This is a genomic window from Pseudomonas sp. GW821-FHT04C07 (genome assembly GCF_059420325.1).
This window is the reverse complement of the sequence record NZ_JBWKTM010000015.1, coordinates 149,571-170,678: the sequence shown is the minus strand read 5'-3', so window position 1 is coordinate 170,678 and position 21,108 is coordinate 149,571. Positions and strand designations below refer to the sequence as shown.

The following is a 21,108-nucleotide window of genomic DNA, read 5'->3' as shown; positions in this document are numbered from 1 at the left end:
GGTTCCCATTTAGCGATGTTGCGCCAGGCTGTCATTCCAGACCTTGCGCATCAGGTCCTTAAGGATCAGCGCTTCGGCCCAGCGATCGGTGATGTCGCCTCCGTCGGCACCGGTGATGGCATAGGGTGGCGGGCCGAGTTCACAGGTGAAGGACAGGCTGGCGGGCGTGTTCGGGCGGGCCAGCCAATCCTCGATCCCATAGCGCCACCAACCCAGGAAACGCTCCAGCCAGGGTCGGTGCTGGGCGAAACTCAGGGGGACCTGGACCTGTTCACAACTGGCCACACGGCCATGGAAGCCCCAGCTGTGACGCAGGATGGTATGGATCTGTTCGTCGTCCTCGGCAGCGGCCGGTTCTGGCAGTTCGCGGCCCACGACATAGTGGGACAAGTCGGCCAGCAACTTGAGGTCGGGCATTTGCGCGAGAATGTCGAGGGTGAACAACAGGTCACTGGTGAGGCGGTAACGATGGGTTTCCTGGAGGATCGGAAAGTCCACCTGCTCGGCCAGACGCTGCCAGCCTTCAATCAGCTCGATCGCCTGCGTCAGCGTGCGCGGCCGGACATCGGCTTGTAGCGTGAGATGGTGGCATCCGTAGCGGGAGGCGACATCGATCGCCGCTGCCAGATCATCCACGGTGCGGGGGAACAGCTGACCTTCGATTTGCAGGCCTTGCGCCTTGGCGGCGGCACTCAGGCGTGCAGCCTGTGGTGCGAGCCAGAAATGGTCGGTGATCCCGTCGAAACCGGCGGCGGCGATCTTCTCCAGTTGCGCCTCAATGGAAAGATCGCAGTGGCCACGGTGATCTTGCATGGCCCACAAGGACTGAAACACCAGGAATTCGCGCATGTCAGTTCCTCAGCAGTTGTTTGAGCGATACATCGGCATCGGCTAAAGCGACCGCCGAGAGGGGGTTATGGTTGGCGATCAGCCGTTCGCACAATTTGATGTCCTTGGCGATGCTATTGCCCTGGCCCCAGCCGCAAGCCCCTAGCAGACGTTGTTCGGCATCGAGGTAGAACAACAGGAAACCGCCACCCGGGGTTGTCCGGCTCGCCGTCGGTTCGGTGTTTGCGATTACGCCCACGGTTTGCAGCCCCCAGTCGTACTGATCGGACCAAAAGCCGGGAATGACGTCGTAGGGCTGCTCGCCGCCCAGCAGGTTCAGGGCGGCGTGACGGCCCTGGGTTTCGGCGTTGCGCCAGGTTTCCTGACGCTGGAACCCCCCTTGCGGGTGCAGACGAAACTCACAGACGTCGCCTGCCGCAAAGATGTCCGGCGCACTGGTGCGCAACTGCGCATCGACGCGAATGCCCTGACCGACCTCAAGCCCGGCAGCCACGGCCAACTCGGTGTTCGGTTGCATGCCGATACCCACCACGACCAGATCGCAGGGCAACAACTGGCCGTCGACCAGTTGCACCGCCTCGGCGCGAGTGGCGCCCAGCACCGTTTCGATGGCCACGTTCAGTCGGACATCCACGCCCTGACGGCGATGCAGTTCCAGCAGGACATTGGACAGGCGCTGCGGCAGGACGCGGCCCGCCAGGCGCGGCCCGGCTTCGAGCAAAGTCACCGTGCAACCCAGGGCACGGGCGGTCGCGGCGACTTCGAGTCCGATGAAGCCGCCACCGATGATCACCAATCGGGCGCCGTGTCGTAGCGAAGCGCGCAGTGCGATGGCTTCGTCATGGGTACGCAGATAAAGCACGTTGGGCAGATGCGCGGGCACATAGGGCAGCAGCCGCGCCCTCCCCCCAGTCGCGAGCAGCAAACGGGCGTAATGTAACCAGCTGCCGTCGGCCAACTGCAGACGATGCTGCTGCGGATCGAGGCACTTCGCCGGGTTGCCAGCCAGGTGTTCGATGTCCAGTTCGGCGAGCTGATCGGTATCGCACAGGCTGCAGCCCGCCAGATCGACCGTGCCCTGCAACAACCCTTTGGACAGCGGCGGACGTTCATAGGGCGGGTGGGACTCGTCGCCTATCAGAATCAGGCGACCGCTATAACCTTCGCCGCGCAAGGTCAAGGCCGCGCGACCACCCGCATGCCCGGCACCCACGATAACCAGTGGATCGTTGTCAGGATTCATGGCACAGACTCCGTGCAGTTAAACCGTAATAGCGAGCAGGACACGACCCGCCTCGACCCGGACCTGATAGGTCTTGAGGTTGACGCACACCGGCGCGCCAAGGGCTTTGCCGGAGCGGTAGTCGAAACGCCCGTTGTGCTTGGGGCACTCGATGACATGCTCCATCACCAGGCCGTCGGCCAGGTGGATGGATTCGTGGGTGCACAGGCCCGCCGTGGCGAAAAACTCGCTGTCGGCGGAGCGGTAGACGGCATAGGTGTGCTGGCCATGGTCGAAACGAATGACATCTTCTTCGTCGATATCGCCCACGGCACATACATCGATCCATTGATCGGTCATGGCGTTTTCTCTTGTAGTGGTACAGACAGGAAGGTGTCAGGCCGGCGTTACTTCAGGTTCTGCCTGGACGTTGGCGGCCGGCGCTGCGCGTTGTGGCAAAGGGCGACGGACGAAATAGGTCGGGTCTTTGCGCTGCTTCCAGATGGTCGGGATGATTTCCTTGAAGGCCTCGAACAGACTGGTGTAAGGCGGCGGGCAGTCGTGGCGGATCTCCTCGTGAAGCTGCGCCAGCGCGTGAAAAGGCACCATCGGATACATGTGATGCTCAAGGTGATAGTTCATGTTGAGGTACATAAAGCGCAGCACCGGGTTCATGTAAATCGTACGGCAGTTGCTGCGGTGATCGAGTACGTCCTCAGCCAGGCCGACATGCTGCGACAGGCCGAACAGGTAGGACAGCCAACCGCCATAGAGGGTCGGCAGACCAATAAACATCAGCGGCAACCAGCTCTGCAGATAAAGCGCAGTGCCCACGGTAAGCGAATAAATTGCTAGCCAGACGCGTGCGTCCCTCACCACCTTGGGCCACTCGGATTCGGGGATGAACGTCTGCTCTTCTTCACCCATCCGCCCTGTCGCATGCCGGCAGACTGACCCCATCGTCTTCAACGCGTAAGGCATTCTGAACAGGCTCAGCACCATATTTATCAGGCTTGGCGGACGTGGTTCGACGATCTCCGGATCGCGGCCGACGATAACGGTGTCGGTGTGGTGCCGTGCGTGGCTCCAGCGCCAGACTTGGGGTTCGAACATGAACATGAAGCTCGACAGCTGGTAGACCGCATCATTCATCCAGCGGGTTTTGAACGCTGTACCGTGACCCGCTTCGTGCCAACGGGCATTGGACGCCGTGCCGTAGAGCAGCCCGTAGACGAAGAAGAACGGAATGCAGGCCCAGGAGCCCCAGAACCAGTAACCGCCGAAGCCGGTCACGATCATCGCCAGCAGCCAGATCGCGGTATCAAGCAAGGCCGGGCCATCGCGGCGCTGCATCAATTCCTTCATGCGTTTACGAGAAATGGGGGATTGGTACCAGCTTGCCGATACCAGGCCTTTTTGCGCCGCTCTGGCGGCTTCGGGACCGGTCAATCGATAATCCCGAGGCACGGGTTTGCCGGGGTATTCAAAGGCTGCGTTTCGTTCAGGCATTTTATTGTTCTCCGCAAGCTTGATGGTTTCAGGCACTTGCCTGGATGCGCGATGGCATCGCTGGAGAAAATATAGAGAGCGCACAAATCACCCTCAAGCCCTTGAATACATTCCCTATCAAGCTATCATCCAGGCCCAGCAAGGCTTGATAGTTTTCTATCAAGGCGCTTCCGGGAGCCGCCATGAACAACAATAAACGCCCCACCATCGCCACGGTTGCTGAGCACGCGCGTTTAAGTGTCGCCACCGTGGATCGGGTGCTCAACGCCAGAGCGCCGGTCAGCCCGGCCACCGCCGAGCAGGTATTCCAGGCCGCCGAAGCGGTCGGTTATTTCGCCGCGAGGCTGATCGGCCAGCGGATCCGCGAACGTCGCCCCACCTACCGTTTCGGCATCCTGTTGCTCGGCACCGCCCAGGCGTTCTATGGCAACGTTGCCACCGCCATCACCGAGGTGGCGCAGCGTCAGGCCGGCGCCAACCTGAGCTGCCATTTCGAATACGTATTCGATCGCACACCCAGCGCCATCATTGCCCAGATCGAACAACTGGCGGTGCAGTGCGATGGCCTGGCGGTGGTCAGCTTCGCTCACCCGCTGATCAATGCAGCCATCGCTCAGATCAGAGAGGCGGGAGTTCCGGTGATCGCCCTGCTGTCCGACATCCATGAGGCGGCGGATGAGCCTTACGTCGGTCTGGATAATCATGAGGTCGGACGCACCATGGGCTGGCTGCTGGCTCACAGCTGTGGTGCACGTAAAGGCAGCATCGGGGTGCTGCTCGGCGGCCACCGCTTTCTCGGCCATCAGGCGCGGGTCGAGGGGCTGCGCAATTACCTGATGGAGCGCGCACCGGGGTTGCGGCTACTCGAAGCGGTGATCAACCTGGACAACTGTGACGTCACCGAAGAGGCGACGCTGGAACTGCTGGCGCGGCATGACGACTTGCGGGGTCTGTGCGTGGTCGGAGGGGGCGGTGACGGAATCATCAGTGCCCTGTCGCAGCTGCCGAAGCGGCCATCGCTGTGCTGTATCCTGCAGGAGTCGACCGAGCTGTCGCGACAAGCCCTGGATCAGGGATTGATCAGTCTGGTCATCGATTCCCAGCCGCGATTGCTGGCGACAGCGCTGGTCGACTTGCTGGTCGAGCTGCAGACCACGCCGGACTTCGATCCGATACGGCATCGGATCCATATTCCGCTGCAGATCGTGACCTCAGAGAACGCTCGACACTGACGTTGCATTTTCAATGGACGTGAACTCAGCCCGTGACGCAGGGATTGTAAGAAGGAGCTCCCGGTATGCTTTCGATAGAACTGCACCCCGCACAGCGCGATGAACTCGAATGCATCGAGAACCTGATGCAGTTCTACACCTACGATTTCAGCGAGTGGCTCCCGCTGAAATTCGGTAACCATGGCTTTTTCAACATCCAGCCAACACCCGATTACTGGAGAAAGCCATCGACGCACCCCTTCCTGATCAAGGTTGACGGGGAAATTGCCGGCTTCGTGACGATTGACGACGATGTCCGTTTTGACGATGTTCAGTACAACATCGGCTATTTTTTTGTCAGCCGCGGGTATCGAGGTCGAGGCGTCGGGAAGTTTGTCGTATCTGCGCTGCTCAACAAATTTCCCGGTCAATGGCAGATTTTTCACATCGACGCCAATCAGCCTGCACGGTCATTTTGGTTAAGGGTAATCCCCGCCCTCACCCAAGGCGAGTTCACTCGCCATCCGCTGTCGATCGATGGCCATGAGTGCACCCTGTTCAAGTTTCAGTTCAGTGCTGACCTTAAAGTGCCCCGCCAGCCCGGTTAGGTGCTTCACCGATCCGCGGTAGTGGCCAGAGTAGGATAAGATGGCTGCTTATCAGGCTCGCTGTGAGTAGCCCCGCATGACAGATAACAGTCGGAACACCACCCGTCTGATCAAGAAATACCCGAATCGCCGTCTGTATGACACGCACACCAGCAGTCATTTGACCCTTGCGGATATACGCCAGTTGGTCGTCGATAAAATCCCGTTCGAGGTAGTCGACGCCAAGACGGGCGAGGATCTGACCCGCAGTATTTTGCTGCAGGTCATTCTGGAAGCCGAAAGTGGCGGTCAACCGATCTTCTCCATTGAGATGCTCATGGGGATTATCCAGTTCTACGGTCCTTACCAGGGCGTTCTCGGCAGCTACCTGGATAAAAGCATTCAGACGGTCATCGACATCCAGTCCCAGACCGGCGCTCAGTCCTCTGAAGCCTGGGGCGAGTTCATGCACCAGCAAGCGCCGGTCATGCAGGACTTGATGCGCCAGTATGTCGAGCAGTCAAAAGCCCTCTACATGAACACTCAGAACCTCTTCGGTCTGTTCGGCGGCACGCCACAAGGCAAGCCAGGCGCCGGTGGCGGGCCGAAAAAAAATGGCGATGGGGAATAAACCCATCGCCATCAGTGTAACCATTCTAATGTGACTTACTTGTTACCGCTTGTTGCCTTGCCCTCTGGCGCGGCTTTCCCGGTTGCGGCAGTTGCGGCAGTCGCTGCATCGAAAGTGCTCTGGGCAACGTCAGCAGCCTGTTTTACAGCTTTCTGTGCGTTTTCAAATACGGTGCCGGCATTGGCCAGCGACGACTTCAATGCAGCCACAACAGGCTCGGAGCCAGCCGGCGCATTCTTGCTGATCACTTCAACGAACTCTTGCACCTGCTTGGTGCCCGCCTCGACCTGACGCGTGGTCAGTTTGGCGATTTCCGACTGGGTGCCAACAATCAGCGCTTGTACTTGACGATTGAACTCAGCCAGGCGTTCGGCTTGCACATTTGGCTGGATGAAAGAAGCCTGGAGCTCAGCGAACCCTTGTGGATCACGGACTGCCAGCAGTTTGCGAAAACCGTCGAACTGCTCCTCGGTGGAGGCTTGCAGAGTCTTGATCTGCAATTGGGTGAGCTGTTCAACACTGGCGAAGATTTTGCCGCTGATTTGCTGCAGGAGGTCTAGGTTGGCTTTCTGAGCGTCTTGCAATTTTTCCAAGTTAAAAAAAGACATGCTTGAATCTCCTGATTCTGAAAGGCCGACATGGGCCTGAGGGCGCGATAGCGATCCTGCCGGTCATCGCGTTAGCCTTGATATTGCAGTGCACAAATTCGTTTGGCAATGATTTTTTGTGCGCCGCACAAAAATATTTCACCTCCCGCCACTATTCGCTATAGACTCCTGAAAGGCGAACGGCCAGCCAAGCTCTCTTTAATGATGAGATGCCGGCAAGCTACTTCTCATGCATAAAGCCAGGAGATCACCATGGGACAGGAAGATATTATTGCATCGCAATATGACAAACTCTCCTCTCAACGCGGCCTGTTCGAACACCTGAGTCATCTGCAGCGCCTCAATACCCTGAATGTCCTTGATGCTTTGCGCCAGCGCCAGGAAAAAACCCTCGCCTCTCTGAAGCGAGGCGAACTCAGACAACCCACGCTCTCTGACTGGCAGGAATATTTCATCGACCTCGCTCAACGTAGCCTGCTGTTCTGGGACACCCTGCGCCAGCGCGGCGACAATACGCTGGCCCATGAACGCGCCGGGTATCCGCTGCTGCTCAAGTTCGATCATGAAATCCTGATCGCAGGCGCCGATCTCCCGCGCCCGGTCAACTATTCACTGTTGCGAATCCTCCCCGGGCCAGAGCAAAGGATCTACAGCAAAGGCCAGCCGGTGATCATCATCGACCCGCGCGGCGGCCATGGCTCAGGAATCGGCGGCTTCAAACAGGATTCGGTATTAGGCGAAAGCCTCAGAGCCGGCCACCCCACCTATTTCATCTCTTTCAGTCACTCACCACAGCCTGGGCAAACCCTGGCCGATATCGTCGAAGCCCAGGCCCGGTTCATCGAAGTCGTCAGCGCCCTTCACCCGGCCAATAGCAAGCCGATCATAATCGGCAACTGCCAGGCCGGCTGGGCCTTGATGGGATTGGCGGCAACACGACCGGAATTGCCGGGATTGATCATTATTAATGGTGCCCCCTTGTCGTACTGGGCCGGTGTCAATGGACGCAATCCGATGCGCTACACCGGTGGCCTGCTGGGTGGCGGCTGGATGGCTCGCCTGGGCAGCGACTTGGGCAATGACCGTTTCGACGGTACCTGGCTGGTCAGCAATTTCGAAAACCTGGACCCGGCCAACACCTATTGGGGCAAGTATTATCAGCTGTTCAGCCAGGTCGATAGCGAGGCTGAACGCTTTCTCGACTTCGAACGCTGGTGGGGCAGCCCGACCCTGCTCAATGGCGAAGAAATCGAAATGATTGTCGATGACCTTTTCATCGGCAACCAGTTGTCCGGCGGCCTCGGCCGCAAGAGCTCCGGCATTGATCTGAAACGGATCGAAGTACCGGTGGTGGTGTTCTGCTCCTACGGAGACAACATCACCCCTCCACAACAGGCATTGAACTGGATCGCCGATGTCTATCCCAGCGATCTCGCATTGCATGACGCAGGACGTACCATCGTCTACCTGCGGCACGCCAGCATCGGCCATTTGGGCATTTTTGTTTCCGGCAAGGTGGCGCGGCGTGAACACCGTGGGTTGCTCGGTGCGGTCGAAGCCATCAATGCGCTGCCGGCAGGGCTATACGAAATGCTGATCGACGATCTGCCGGCCACCTCAGGCAGCGGTGACGTGCAATACCGCGTGCGTTTCGAATCAAGGCGAATCGCCGATATCCATGATGACGTCGAGCCGGCCCGTGATGACGATCGCGAATTCTCTCTGGTGGAGCGTGCGTCTGACATCAACAGCACGTTTTACGACGGATTCATACGTCCGTGGCTACGTCAGATAGTCAACGAGCCCGTTGCCGAACTGATGCGCAGGACACACCCCTTCCATCAGCAGCAAGTGCTATGGAGCAGCCTGAATCCGGCACTGTGGTGGGTAGCCGGGACCGTTTCCCAAGTGAGCAGCGATCGTCGTCCCGCACGCCAGGACAACCCGTTGCTGGCCTGGCAGGAGCTGTTCTCCAACCAGATACAAGACGCCCTGAATACTTATCGCGATGTGCGTGACGCCACCCAGGAGCTGTGTTTCTACGGCATTTACGGCGCACTGAGTGTCCTCACCAGCAACGAGCCTGCGCGAAATCTCCAGGCACATGCTGATCAGCAGGACCAGGCCCTGATCGAACGCCTGCAGGATGCGCTGCCCCATGGCGGCCCCCTGGAAGCGTTGGTGCGGATTCTGTTTTTACTGGGCCGCGACAGCGACAAGGCGGGCAAGGAAAGCATCGAGAAATTGATTCAGCAGGTGCATCGGCTGGTCCAGGACTACAGCAATGAGCCCGCAGCCCTGCGCGAAGCCATCCGATTGCAGAACCTGCTGGTTTTTGCCCACCCGCAAGAAAGCTTGCGCAGCCTGCCCTTGCTACTCCCGGACACCAAGGCACGCCAACAGGTCCTCGCAGCCGTTGGGCAATTGATGCCCGAACTGCTGACAATTACTGGAGCTGAAGGCAAATTCTGGCGTGAACTGCACGCGCTACTCGAAGTCCCCCTGCCAGGTTTTAGCCTGACCCAACCGCCCGGTGAAACAGATCCCATTCAGAAGGAGCCCCCTGCGGAGCCATCCCCGCTTGCGGCAGTGCTGCCGCCGGAGATCACACCGACGCCCGCCCCCGCCATTGAAGTTAAAGCTCCAAAGCGCAAGGCGAGCAAAAGGACCAAAGGTCCAAAGCCTCAATGAACGCCTCAATGAGCCTTCACAAGGAATTACCGGTGTATCCGTTCGGCGTAAGCGCTGGCGAAGCCTGCGATCTTTTGATCTCGGCGCAGACCCACGGGGTTCATGAGTCGGACCGGCACGGCTTCCTCGACCGCAAACAACGACTCGTCGGTCCGATACTGACCGGGGGTCATGCCGAACCAACGGGTGCATGCCTTATGGAAGCTGCTGTGATCATGAAAGCCGAGCAGATACGTCACATGCTTCATGTTGAAATGAGAATGGCGCAAATAAAAGTCGGCCAACTGCCGGCGCACATCGTTCAGGACATCCTTGAATTGCGTGCCATCCTTCTCAAGGCCTCGTTGAAGCGTTCGCTTGCTGACGCTCAGTGCCGCCGCAATCGATTCCATATCACATTGCCCTTGGCCTTGCCCCTGGCTCAAGCGCTCGGTAATCAGCGCGCGAATCCTGGCGACAATAGAGTTGCCGGACAACAGGTCCAGCTGAGCCTCGGCAAAACTGTCATGGAGCGTGGCCAACGCCTCGTTGGCCATACTCAACGGATTCAGAAGCTCCTGACCATCGAACAAGATGCTGTCATAAGCGGCCCCAAAACGCAGTGGACAGCCAAAAAGCCGCTGATGCTCCGACGTGTCTTCAGGTTCGGGATAAGCGAACTCCACACTCAACGGTCGCGGCAACTTGCCACCCGCCAGCCAACGGCAAAAACCCAGCAGCGAAGCCAGCCCTGCATCCGTATATTGCCGGGGTTTGACCGAGCCACGTTGCTGATGATCGAGCGCGGCAAGACGGTAATGCTGCTGCTCCTGGACAAAGAAAAGGCTGAATCCAGTACCAATCAACGGGCTGAAACGAACCAGACGTTCGAGCGCCCTTTTCAGATTCGAACTGGACATCATCGTGTAGCCGACGATCTGAAAAACGCTGGGATGGAAATTCCCGTAGGCTTTCAAACCGATATTCGGATCATCCGAGGCCTGAGCGGCCAGGTCCCATAAACGATAGATAACGCTTCGCTCGCAGAATCCACCCGGGTTATTCACGAGCGTGACATCAAGTCCAGCCTCCTCGCACAGACTGGCAAAATCCAGTCCTTGAGCCAAAAGCGTATTCGCCAGCACGCTGGCATAACCTGAACTCATTCTATACATAGCGTCCTCAATAACCTGTGGAACCGAACATCCTGTCCGGAGCCAATATTGACCTACGCTGAACATATTTCAACCATGTTGCACAAATATTAACTGTCTGTTGAATTTCAGGTATTGATCCCAGTTGTAGGTACTCCTCATTTTCTGCCAGCGGACCAAAACGCCCGTATGGCACCGTTGGACACCAATCAGTCACCTACAAACACTTCCGCCCGGCCCGTCGATATCGAACAATCTTCTCTCCTGCAGCGAAAAATAAGGAAGTAGAAGTATGGAGTCGCGTAGTCGTATTGCAGTGGTAACCGGTGGCATGGGCGGCATTGGCACAGCAATCAGCCAACGTCTGTACAAGGAAGGCTTCAAGGTCATTGTCGGCTGCAGTGCCAATTCCAGCCGCAAGGATGACTGGATGGCAACACAGCTTGCAGCTGGCTATCAATTCGAATGCGTCGAAACCGACATCACCGATTGGGAATCGACCCGCAAGGCCTTTGAGATGGTGCGGGAACACTTCGGGCCAGTCGACGTACTGGTCAACAATGCTGGCATCACTCGTGACGCGTCTTTCCGCAAGCTCACCCCGGAAGACTGGAACGCGGTGATCGGGACCAACCTGAACAGTTTGTTCAACACCTCCAAGCAAGTCATTGAAGGCATGCTCTCCAAGGGCTGGGGGCGGATCATCAACATCTCGTCGATCAACGGCCAGCGTGGCCAGTTCGGTCAGACCAACTACTCGGCAGCCAAGGCCGGCATCCATGGTTTCACCATGGCACTGGCCCGGGAAGTTTCCGGCAAGGGCGTGACCGTCAACACCGTCTCCCCAGGCTACATCCAGACCGACATGACTGCGGCAATCCGCAAAGACATTCTGGACGGCATGATTGCCGGCATTCCGGTCGGTCGCCTTGGCCAACCCGAAGAGATCGCCTCAATCGTGGCTTGGCTGGCTTCCGATGAGTCCGCCTACAGCACCGGTGCCGACTTCTCGGTAAACGGCGGCATGAACATGCAATAACCCCAACCAGGGCCTAAACGCCCTGGTTTGTTCGACGAATTTTGTCTTTTCAATGAGGTCACGCATGAACGAAGTCGTAATCGTTGCCGCTACTCGTACCGCCATCGGCAGTTTCCAGGGTGCATTATCTGCAATTCCCGCGACCGAACTGGGTGCCGCTGTGATTCGCCGCCTGCTGGAGCAGACGGGTGTTGATGCTGCTCAAGTTGATGAAGTGATCCTTGGCCAGGTACTCACTGCCGGTGCAGGACAAAACCCGGCACGCCAGACAGCCATCAAGGCCGGCTTGCCACATACCACCCCTGCCCTGACCCTGAACAAGGTCTGCGGCTCCGGCCTCAAGGCCGTTCAGCTCGCCGTCCAGGCAATCCGTTGCGGCGACGCGGAACTGGTGATCGCTGGTGGCCAGGAAAATATGAGTCTGGCCCCCTATGTTCTGCCCAAAGCGCGCACCGGTCTGCGCATGGGCCATGCGCAACTGCAAGACAGCATGATCCAGGATGGCCTGTGGGACGCTTTCAACGACTACCACATGGGTATCACCGCCGAGAACCTGGCGCAAAAGTACGAGATCTCTCGTGAAGCACAGGATGCCTTCGCTGCCGCCTCGCAACAGAAGGCCGCCGCAGCCATCGAGGGCGGGCGTTTCAAGAGCGAGATCACGCCGATCCTGATTCCCCAGCGCAAGGGTGAACCGCTGGTCTTCGACACCGACGAACAGCCGCGTATCGACAGCACTGCGCAAGCCTTGGCGAAACTCAATCCGGCATTCAAGAAAGACGGCAGCGTGACCGCCGGCAACTCCTCGACCCTCAACGATGGTGCTGCCGTGCTGATGCTGGCCAGCGCCGCTAAAGCGCAAGCGCTGGGCCTTCCGGTGCTGGCACGGATCAAAGCCTATGCCAGCGCCGGTGTGGACCCGTCGATCATGGGCATTGGCCCGGTCCCGGCTACACGTCTGACCCTGCAAAAGGCCGGCTGGAGCGTCGAGGACCTGGACCTGATCGAAGCCAATGAGGCCTTCGCCGCCCAGTCGCTGTCGGTTGGTAAAGAGTTGGGTTGGGACACCAGCAAAGTCAACGTCAACGGCGGCGCGATCGCCCTTGGCCATCCGATCGGCGCGTCAGGGGCACGGATCCTGGTGTCGCTGGTGCACGAACTGATCCGCCGCGACGGCAAGAAGGGGCTGGCCACCTTGTGCATCGGTGGTGGTCAAGGCGTCGGCCTGGCCATCGAGCGCTAACCAACGGCATCTGAGTAGCCTATGCGCGGACTTGGGACCCTTGTTCCGCGCATCAGGTTGGCGTCAAACAATGCTGCCCGCATTCCTGCCGTCGCTACGCCGGAGTCCGGCATAGCGCGGCTTTTTTTCTGCCCGGCTCATCTGTGTGGGCAAGGAATTTTATGGACAACAACGCGCATACATTCAAGACCTATTGGTCAGGCCAGGTTCCGTTCATCGCGTCCTTTGCAGTGCAACAATTGCGCCTATGGGTCAGCACTAATCCCTGGTTTTCCGGGCATGAGCACAGCGCCTGGTTCGAACTGCCTCGCGAAACCCTGGACAGCCTTCAAGCGGACTACCAGGTTCAATGGGGTCAACTCGGCCAAAAACTGCTGACCGGTCAACCCTTCAGCTTCGATGATCGACGTTTCGCCAGCGGCAACTGGAGCGAGCCACTGTTCGGCTCTCTCGCTGCGTTTTACCTGCTCAACTCCAGCTTTCTCCTGAAACTGCTCGACATGCTGCTGATCGACGAGAAGAAAGCGCGCCAACGCCTGCGCTATCTGGTGGAGCAAGCCATCGCCGCCAGTGCGCCCAGCAACTTTCTGGCCAGCAACCCTGATGCGCTCCAGCGTGTGGTTGAGACTCAAGGTGCCAGCCTGGTCACAGGTATGCAGCACCTGGCCAGCGACATGAACGAAGGCAAAATGCGCCAGTGTGATAGCGGTGCCTTCAAGGTTGGCGTCGATCTGGCCAGCACCCCCGGCGAAATCGTCTTCGAGAATCACCTCTTCCAGCTCATTCAGTACTACCCACAAAGCGAAACCCAGTACCGGCACCCGGTATTCGTCGTACCGCCGTCGATCAACAAGTACTACATCCTTGATCTGCGCCCGGACAACTCGATGGTCCGCCACCTGCTGGAACAGGGACACCCTGTATTCCTGATATCCTGGCGCAACTTTGACCAGGAACACGCAGGCACCACCTGGGAAGACCTGATTGAGCACGGGGTGATCGACGCCCTGCAAGTGACCCGCGAGATCAGTGGCCAGCAGCGACTCAATTGCGTGGGTTTCTGCATCGGCGGCACCCTGTTGAGCACTGCGTTGGCCGTACTGGCTGCACGCGGCGACCGAGAGATCGCCAGCGTGAGCCTGTTCACCACGTTCCTTGATTACCAGGATACCGGTCCCATCGACATATTCGTCGACGAAGAACTGGTGGCCTACCGCGAGCGCACCATCGGCGGTGTGAATGGCCCCATCGGTTTGTTTCGTGGCGAAGACATGGGCAATACCTTCTCCCTGCTGCGCCCCAACGAATTGTGGTGGAACTACAACGTCGACAAATACCTCAAGGGGCAAAAACCGATTCCTCTTGATCTGCTGTTCTGGAATAACGACAGCACCAACCTTCCGGGCCCGATGTACTGCTGGTACCTGCGCCACACCTATTTGCAGAACGACCTGAAATCAGGAGAGCTGGAGTGCTGCGGGACCAAGGTGGATCTGCGTGCGATTGACGCTCCTGCTTACATCCTCGCCACCCATGACGACCATATCGTGCCCTGGAGAAGCGCCTACGCCAGCACCAACCTGCTCTCCGGGACCAAGCGCTTTGTACTGGGCGCGTCCGGGCATATCGCCGGCGTCATCAATCCGCCTGCCAAGCAGAAACGCCATTACTGGACCAACAATCGGGTCACAAAAAACCCGGACACCTGGTTCAAGAATGCCGAACAGCAACCCGGCAGCTGGTGGAATGACTGGTTCAACTGGCTGGCCGGACACGCCGGAGAGCGCCAGCCCTCGGTGCTGCACGCCGGGAACGCCAAGTACCCGGCGCTGGAGAAGGCGCCAGGCCGTTATGTAATGCAATAAAAGACTGCGTTGAGCCGGCCCCGAATTTGTCTCGCAAGTGACAGGTTCGAGGGCCGTTTCTACGTCTTTGTGAAACGGGCATGGTAGTCACTCGGGGTGACGCCCAAGCGCCGAAAAAAAAATACGATCGCTATCATTCATCAAGGCACAGCTCCTGGCCCAGGGGGCGACTGCAGATCGAACCAGTCCAATATGGGTTGTCGGGCTGGATGCAGGGCACCACCGGACTGTAGCCACAGGGTATAGACGCCAGAGGTTTTCAGAGCCGGACCGAAGGGAATTATCAAGTCGCCACGGTTGATTAATTCTTGCGCCAGAGTACGGTCAGTCATGGCAATCCCCAGGCCGCGCGCAGCGGCATCAAGGGCCAGTTCGTCCAGATTGAAGGTGATGTGTTTGCAGTTGCCGGACAACTCCCTGCCCCGCGCTTTTAACCACGTTGCCCATTCCTGTTGTCCGGTTGAACCGTGGATCAGTGGATACTTTTCGAGTTCGTCCAACGAGGTCGGTGGTGACTTTCCATTCACCGAAGCCTGTGCGCATACCGGTACCAGTATTTCTTCGAACAGGATGTGATGCGCCTGATCGGCTGGTGCCCCAGGCAGGTAGAGGATGCAGGCGTCGCAATCCCCCGAGGGGTCGACCCGTTCCGTTGCCACTGTTTCGATCGACAAGGCCAGGTCTGGATGACGTGCATAAAAGTCGGTCAGCCGGGGAAGCAACCAGCGCACTGCAAGCGACACATGAATGCGTATGCGGAACGGTCTATCCCTGGGCGCTATGCGCTCTTCAAGGGTCCGTAATTCGGCAATCAGCCTACGTGCGGTTTCGAGCACTTCCTTGCCCTCGACTGTCAGCGTGACGCTTCGACTGCTGCGAATCAAAAGCGGCACGCCGTAGTGACTCTCCAGTTGCTGAATCTTTCTGCTGACCGCGCTTTGAGTCAGGCACAACGTCTCTGCCGCTTCGGTGAAGTTGCCGGTGTCAGCCACTTCGGCAAACGCTTGAAGGCCCTGTAGCGAGGGTGCCCGAAAGATCTTATCCATGCAAAAACCGAATAGCTGAATGCATTAATAGCGTTGGATTGCACATCGGGATCCCCATAGATTCTGGTTCTGGCGGTCGGATTGACGGCATGTGCCCATGCTAATTGTTCATGACGGCGGCGTTCAACAGATCCATGCTGTGTGAGGTGAATAGATGACTGAAAATATTTGTGGCTGGATCGTGCAGGCGGGAGACTCTCTCGCGCAACCCGGCTTGCGTGGGGTGCAGCATGCGGACTGGCTGATCATTGGCGGTGGCTTCAGCGGGCTGTCGGCAGCCCACACCCTGGCCGAGTTGCATCCTCAATCGCGGATCGTGATTGTCGACCGCCAGCGTGCCGCACAGGGGGCCTCAGCGAGAAACTCCGGATTTGTGGTCGCCCATGAAAATCCTGCCGGTGACGAACTGCTCGGTCGCCAGGGCAATGCCTATTACCAACAGAGCACCGAGATCAGTCGCGCCGCCAGTGAAGAAGTTCGGCGCCGAGTGAACAGTCTGGGTATTGAGTGTGACTTACGTGACGATGGTTATTTCTTCGCGGTCCACGATCCAGACAAGCTGGAAGATGCGGCGCTAAAAGTGCAGACCCTGCGCGAAGCGGGTGCCAATGCGCAGTTTCTGCAGGATGAGGCCTTGGGCCGGTGCCTGGGAACGGATTTCTATCGTGCAGGGATATGGTGCCGCGGTGGTAACGCACTGCTGCAGCCTGCGAAATACGCCAAGGGCTTGCGCGATGCCCTTGCGGACAACGTTTCATTGTATGAGAACACCGACATCACCGGGCTGGAGCGTTTGGCCAATGGCAATGTCCGTGCGTCATCGGCTGATGGCAGTATTGAGGCCAGGCAGGTGCTGATCTGCGTCGGTCCCTTTGTGCAACGCGTCGGTTTGCGTGATCGGGCAGTGTTCCCGCTGGAGCTCAGCGCATCGCTGAGCCGTCCGCTGACTGACGAGGAGTACCGCCAGATGGGTAGCCCGTCCCCGTGGGGTGTGCTGTCGACCCGGCCGGCCGGTGCAACATTGCGATTGACAACAGATCGACGGCTGCTCATTCGCAACACCGTGGAATACCGCTATCGCGACCTTGCCGGTCCAACGCTTGGCATTCGCCGACAAACCCACCTGCGTGGCTTGCAACGGCGATTTCCGTGGATCACCGAGCAACATCTTCAGTTCACCTGGACCGGGCATTTGAGCGCCACCCGTTCCGGTGAACCGCGCTTCGCCAGGCTCGACCGAGGCATTTATACCGTGGCCGGCTGCAACGGCTCCGGCGTCGCGCGCGGCACGCTATGGGGGCGCCTGCTGGCGGAGATGGCGTCTGGAAGCCAGTCGCCATTACTCAGCAGCGTACTCAGTCAGGCTGATCCGGGCTGGCTGCCGCCCACACCGTTTTTCGATATTGGTGCCTCGGTGCGTCTGCGCTACGAAGCCTGTCGCGCTCAATCGGAGTCCTGACCCGCAAGGCCATGTCAACGTCGTTTCCTTACCTGGAAGATAAAAATAATGAGTACTCTAAAATATTTTGCACTTGCACTTTGCGCGGCCTCAAGCGGGATCGCCGCTGCGGCAGATACCGTCCGTATCTCCAACTGGAGCAGCTACATTGCCAGCGATACCTTGAGCAACTTCACCAAACAGACCGGCATCCAGACGACTTACGACTTGATCGACAGCAATGAAATGCTGGAGGCCAAATTGATAACCGGAAGCAGCGGTTACGACGTGGTCAGTCCCTCGAACCACTTTCTTGCGCAATTGATCAAGGCGGGCGCACTTCAGAAGCTGGACAAGAGCAAATTACCGAACTGGAAAAATCTCGACCCGCAATTAATGAAAACGCTGGAGGTCAATGATCCCGGCAATCAATACGCTTTTCCCTATATGTGGGTCACGGTCGGGATCGGCTACAACGTCGAAAAAATCAAGGCGATCTTCGGCAATACCGATGTCACTAAAAGCTGGAGCCTGTTGTTCGATCCGCAGAACATCCAGAAACTCAGCCAGTGCGGGGTCGCGTTCATCGACAACTCGACGCAGATGTTGCCGATCACCCTCAACTACCTGGGGTTGAAACACGACAGCGAAGAGCCCGCGGATTACCTGAAAGCTGAGGCTGCACTGGTGAAAATCAAGCCGTACATTCAGTATTTCCATCAGTCCAAGTACGTCAGTGATCTGGCTAACGGCAACATTTGCGTCGCCATCGGTTTCAGTGGCGACATTGCGCAGGCCACCTCCATCGCCCACGAGGCCAGGAACGGTATCGAACTGGGGTACACGATTCCCAAGGAAGGTTCGACCCTGGCCGTCGACATGGTGGTAATGCCCAGAAACGCGCCCAACCAGGATAACGGCTACGCCTACATGAATTACCTGATGGAACCCAAAGTCATCGCGGACATCAGCAATGCAATCCACTACCCGAACGGCAACAGTGCATCAACACCTTTTCTGGAGCCCGGCCTGCGCAACGACCCGGCGATCTATCCGGCGCCCGAGGTCATGAGCACCTTGTTCCCATTGAAGGCAATGCAACCCAAGGTCATGCGGCAAGTCACGCGGTTATGGACCAAAGTAACCAGTGGACTTTGAGTTGATGTCGCGCAGGGCTGTCACCTGAAATACCCGTGATGCGCCATTGCCGAGCAATCCAGAAAGAGCGTGTGACCCACGCTCTTTTTCGCAAAGGACCGTCAGAGGAATATCCATCGATCAGTCATGTGATGGGTTCAGCGAATGCCTGCCAGACACCTTTCGAGGATATCCAGCCCCTCATTCAGCACCACCGGTTCGATGGTCAGCGGCGCCAGAAGGCGGATGATGTGCCGCGACTTGCCGCTCGGCATCAGTAGCAAACCGCTGTTTCTTGCGGCTTCCAGCAAGGCGGCCAACTGCGCGGTCGCGGGATGGCCTTCGGCGGTGATCAATTCGATACCGCGCATGGCGCCCACGCCCGTCAGGCGTCCCAGGTAAGGCGAGAGCTTTTGTTCCCGCCAACGCTCATAACGACTGACGATAATGCTTTCCTGCATCTCGCCCCATGCAGACAGATTCGCATCGCTCATTTCATCCAGCGTCGCCAGCCCCGCTGCACAGGCGATCGGGTTACCCGAATAGGTACCCCCCAGGCCGCCTTTGGGTAACGTATCCATGAGGGCTTTTCGTCCGACGACCGCTCCCAGCGGCATGCCGCCGGCAATACTTTTTCCCAAGAGCAGCAAGTCCGGCTCGATCCCCAGGCGACTGAATGCAAAGCGTTGTCCGGTACGACCAAAGCCCGACTGAATTTCATCGATGACCAGAACAATGCCCTTCTCGTCGCAGAGCTTGCGCAATGCCTGGGCGAATTCGATATCCAGCGCCAGGAAGCCGCCCTCGCCCTGCACCGGCTCGACAATGAAACAGGCCACTTCATCGATATCGATTTCCACGCTCAATAGCCGGTCCAAGGCCTTTAGTGTGTCCTGGGCGGTGACACCTGTGTCTTTGCTCGGATAAGGCAAATGGTAAACGGGACCGGGCAAGACACCGACCTTCTGCTTGTAGGGCGCGACTTTGCCGTTGAGATTGAGGGTGGCCAGGGTACGCCCGTGGAATGCGCCGTCGAAGGCAATCACCGCCGTGCGGCCGGTATGCGCGCGGACAATTTTCAAGGCATTTTCCGCAGCTTCGGCACCGCTGTTGGTCAACATCCCGCCGAGTGCATAGCTCACCGGCACAAATGCCGCCAGCCGCTCCATAAACTGTTCATAGGGTTGATGGGGGGCCGCATTGAAAGCGTAGTGAGTCAATCGGGTGGCTTGCTCCCGAATGGCGTCGACAATGCGCGGGTGGCAATGGCCCAGGTTCAACACACCGATACCACCGACAAAATCGATGTAACGCTTGCCGTTCACGTCCCAGACTTCGGCATTTTTGCCGTGACTCAGGCTGATCGGATGAACGAAGGAAATAGAGCTGCTGATAGAGGCACAGGCCATGGCCGGTCATCCTGCTGACAATGAGAGTGCCCTCTATGTAAGCGGTGATCGAGCGGTCCCCACAAGCGAAATAAACTCTCCGGGTTATTCCCCGGATTCGGGATGTGCAAAACCCTGAGACTACGTTTACCGCAACACCGCCTCCCCGGCCTGCGGCATCAGACGCAGGTTATCCAGCGCATCGCCCGCACGGTTGCAATACGCCGATGTCTCAATCTGCAGAAAACCTCTCACGACTGTTCGTCAGATGTAACCACATCGCCGCTCGGGCGGCGTCCGGGTCCTGCTTTTTGATGGCATTGAGAATGGCTTCGTGCTCAAGATTGGCAAGGTGTCCGAGCCTGGCCAGGTCGGCTCCGCCACGCTCAGTGGCGTTCACCCGAGTTCTGGGGATCATGGAACTCCCCAAATACTGCATGATTTCGGTAAAGCAGGTATTACCTGTGGCCTGGGCAATGAGTAAATGAAAGCGCTGGTCCGCTTCGACACAGCTGTCGTTATTGGCCAATAAACGCTGATAGTCATCCAGTGCTTTACGCATCTGCGACAACTGTTTCGGGCTGCGACGCGTTGCGGCCAGGGCTGCCGCCTGGGTTTCGAGGCCCATGCGCAACTCCAGAATGTTGCGCACACTCATGGCGGTATCGACATTCAGTCGCAAGCCCTGCTCGGGTAAGCGCTCAAGCACAAAAGTGCCGATGCCGTGGCGAGTCTCCACCAAACCGGAGGCTTGCAATTTCGAGATCGCCTCACGCACTACCGTACGACTGACACCCTGCTCGCGAACAATCGCATTTTCTGCGGGAAGCTTTTGCCCGGGTTTGATTTGGCCCAGCAAAATGCTTTGGGTAAGCACCGTAACCAATTCATGGGCAAGATTGTGGGAGCGCTTGCGAGCAGGTGCATCAGGGGTATTTTGCATAATGATCATCCGCAAATCCGGGCTATCGAATCGTAACACCTTGCCGGTTTTGTGTTGCGCGCCTTCCATATCTGTCATGAAACGGTGCATCAAAAACCGATCAATGTTGTATGACAACACTCAACAAAAGGCCTGTAACCCGACACTTTTTGGGCTCTTCCTCAGAAAATCTTCGTTTCGAACCCAGTAAAATCAGAACCTCGACAAAACTCTATAAAACTTCATTAACCGCCTATATTAGGGGTTACACAGCACTTTTAGCGAGTTTAAATGCATAAAAAACGGCAATTTTAGAACGACAAAATCAACTTTCCTGGCTTGTGATGGAAAAATCTCAGTTGTATGATGTCTATCAACAAGAATCGCACCTCTCCTAACAAAAACCGCGAAGCAGGCTGACTCACCATGAATCCACAAGCACTTCATACCCTCCTTTCTGCAGGCCTACTGTCCTCCCCTGTCACCGATTTCGATACCGCCCCTTAGGCACCCGCCTGACACTTAATTCAGTCGTACCCCGCATAAAAATAACGAGTGGGAGATCAGATTGTGAGCACATCCAATTCCA

18 protein-coding genes are annotated in these 21,108 nt (G+C 57.8%); 9 read left to right on the top strand and 9 right to left on the bottom strand.

Annotation, left to right across the window (positions count from 1 at the left end; all coding sequences use genetic code 11):
* Nucleotides 1–9: 9 nt before the first annotated feature.
* From AC07UI_RS24575 to AC07UI_RS24560, 4 genes are read right to left on the bottom strand one after another with little or no spacing between them, the layout of a single operon-like run.
* Nucleotides 10–849, bottom strand: coding sequence for a sugar phosphate isomerase/epimerase (locus AC07UI_RS24575; protein ID WP_494994944.1), 840 nt, complete (start codon nucleotides 847–849; stop codon nucleotides 10–12).
* 1 nt (nucleotide 850) lies between these two features.
* Nucleotides 851–2,092 (bottom strand): NAD(P)/FAD-dependent oxidoreductase, encoded by a 1,242-nt coding sequence (locus AC07UI_RS24570; RefSeq protein WP_494994943.1) that lies wholly within the window; start codon nucleotides 2,090–2,092, stop codon nucleotides 851–853.
* Between the two features lie 18 nt (nucleotides 2,093–2,110).
* A complete protein-coding gene (locus tag AC07UI_RS24565) occupies nucleotides 2,111–2,431 on the bottom strand; it encodes a MocE family 2Fe-2S type ferredoxin (RefSeq protein ID WP_494994942.1) in 321 nt (106 codons plus the stop codon).
* 36 nt (nucleotides 2,432–2,467) lie between these two features.
* Complete coding sequence (locus AC07UI_RS24560; protein ID WP_494994941.1) at nucleotides 2,468–3,580, bottom strand: fatty acid desaturase family protein; 1,113 nt, start codon at nucleotides 3,578–3,580, stop codon at nucleotides 2,468–2,470.
* A 182-nt stretch (nucleotides 3,581–3,762) separates the two neighbouring features.
* Between AC07UI_RS24560 and AC07UI_RS24555 the strand changes: the two genes are divergently transcribed.
* The 3 genes from AC07UI_RS24555 to phaR all read left to right on the top strand — a co-directional run bounded on the left by AC07UI_RS24555 (nucleotide 3,763) and on the right by phaR (nucleotide 6,009).
* A complete protein-coding gene (locus AC07UI_RS24555) occupies nucleotides 3,763–4,812 on the top strand; it encodes a LacI family DNA-binding transcriptional regulator (RefSeq protein ID WP_494994940.1) in 1,050 nt (349 codons plus the stop codon).
* Nucleotides 4,813–4,877: 65 nt separating this feature from the next.
* Nucleotides 4,878–5,399, top strand: coding sequence for a GNAT family N-acetyltransferase (locus AC07UI_RS24550; RefSeq protein WP_494994939.1), 522 nt, complete (start codon nucleotides 4,878–4,880; stop codon nucleotides 5,397–5,399).
* 76 nt (nucleotides 5,400–5,475) lie between these two features.
* On the top strand, nucleotides 5,476–6,009 hold the full coding sequence (gene phaR, locus AC07UI_RS24545) for a polyhydroxyalkanoate synthesis repressor PhaR (protein ID WP_494994938.1): 534 nt from the start codon (nucleotides 5,476–5,478) through the stop codon (nucleotides 6,007–6,009).
* Nucleotides 6,010–6,044: 35 nt separating this feature from the next.
* On the opposite strand, the gene phaP is transcribed toward phaR, so the two are convergent.
* Nucleotides 6,045–6,617, bottom strand: coding sequence for a TIGR01841 family phasin (gene phaP / locus AC07UI_RS24540; protein WP_494994937.1), 573 nt, complete (start codon nucleotides 6,615–6,617; stop codon nucleotides 6,045–6,047).
* A gap of 252 nt (nucleotides 6,618–6,869) precedes the next feature.
* Here phaP and AC07UI_RS24535 point away from each other — a divergent pair, with 252 nt between their 5' ends.
* Nucleotides 6,870–9,308, top strand: a complete 2,439-nt coding sequence (locus AC07UI_RS24535; protein WP_494994936.1) for a DUF3141 domain-containing protein — start codon at nucleotides 6,870–6,872, stop codon at nucleotides 9,306–9,308.
* A gap of 26 nt (nucleotides 9,309–9,334) precedes the next feature.
* On the opposite strand, the gene AC07UI_RS24530 is transcribed toward AC07UI_RS24535, so the two are convergent.
* Nucleotides 9,335–10,462 (bottom strand): AraC family transcriptional regulator, encoded by a 1,128-nt coding sequence (locus AC07UI_RS24530; RefSeq protein ID WP_494994960.1) that lies wholly within the window; start codon nucleotides 10,460–10,462, stop codon nucleotides 9,335–9,337.
* 271 nt (nucleotides 10,463–10,733) lie between these two features.
* Between AC07UI_RS24530 and phbB the strand changes: the two genes are divergently transcribed.
* The 3 genes from phbB (at nucleotide 10,734) to phaC (ending at nucleotide 14,588) form a co-directional block, all read left to right on the top strand.
* The gene (phbB, locus tag AC07UI_RS24525; protein ID WP_494994935.1) at nucleotides 10,734–11,480 is read left to right on the top strand and encodes an acetoacetyl-CoA reductase; all 747 of its coding nucleotides are present in this window, start codon (nucleotides 10,734–10,736) and stop codon (nucleotides 11,478–11,480) included.
* Nucleotides 11,481–11,544: 64 nt separating this feature from the next.
* A complete protein-coding gene (locus AC07UI_RS24520; RefSeq protein WP_494994934.1) occupies nucleotides 11,545–12,723 on the top strand; it encodes an acetyl-CoA C-acetyltransferase in 1,179 nt (392 codons plus the stop codon).
* A 161-nt stretch (nucleotides 12,724–12,884) separates the two neighbouring features.
* Entirely contained in the window at nucleotides 12,885–14,588 is a 1,704-nt protein-coding gene (gene phaC / locus AC07UI_RS24515; protein ID WP_494994933.1) for a class I poly(R)-hydroxyalkanoic acid synthase, read from the top strand.
* A 140-nt stretch (nucleotides 14,589–14,728) separates the two neighbouring features.
* Here the strand turns inward: phaC and AC07UI_RS24510 are convergent, their stop codons facing one another.
* Nucleotides 14,729–15,634 (bottom strand): LysR substrate-binding domain-containing protein, encoded by a 906-nt coding sequence (locus tag AC07UI_RS24510; RefSeq protein ID WP_494994932.1) that lies wholly within the window; start codon nucleotides 15,632–15,634, stop codon nucleotides 14,729–14,731.
* Nucleotides 15,635–15,788: 154 nt separating this feature from the next.
* Here AC07UI_RS24510 and AC07UI_RS24505 point away from each other — a divergent pair, with 154 nt between their 5' ends.
* Both AC07UI_RS24505 and AC07UI_RS24500 read left to right on the top strand, forming a co-directional pair.
* A complete protein-coding gene (locus AC07UI_RS24505) occupies nucleotides 15,789–17,093 on the top strand; it encodes an NAD(P)/FAD-dependent oxidoreductase (protein ID WP_494994931.1) in 1,305 nt (434 codons plus the stop codon).
* A 48-nt stretch (nucleotides 17,094–17,141) separates the two neighbouring features.
* On the top strand, nucleotides 17,142–18,230 hold the full coding sequence (locus tag AC07UI_RS24500; protein ID WP_494994930.1) for a polyamine ABC transporter substrate-binding protein: 1,089 nt from the start codon (nucleotides 17,142–17,144) through the stop codon (nucleotides 18,228–18,230).
* A 137-nt stretch (nucleotides 18,231–18,367) separates the two neighbouring features.
* Here AC07UI_RS24500 and AC07UI_RS24495 read toward each other — a convergent pair whose 3' ends face one another.
* Nucleotides 18,368–19,618, bottom strand: a complete 1,251-nt coding sequence (locus AC07UI_RS24495; RefSeq protein ID WP_494994929.1) for a 2-aminoadipate transaminase — start codon at nucleotides 19,616–19,618, stop codon at nucleotides 18,368–18,370.
* 211 nt (nucleotides 19,619–19,829) lie between these two features.
* On the bottom strand, nucleotides 19,830–20,540 hold the full coding sequence (locus AC07UI_RS24490) for a FadR/GntR family transcriptional regulator (protein ID WP_494994959.1): 711 nt from the start codon (nucleotides 20,538–20,540) through the stop codon (nucleotides 19,830–19,832).
* Between the last annotated feature and the right edge of the window lie 568 nt (nucleotides 20,541–21,108).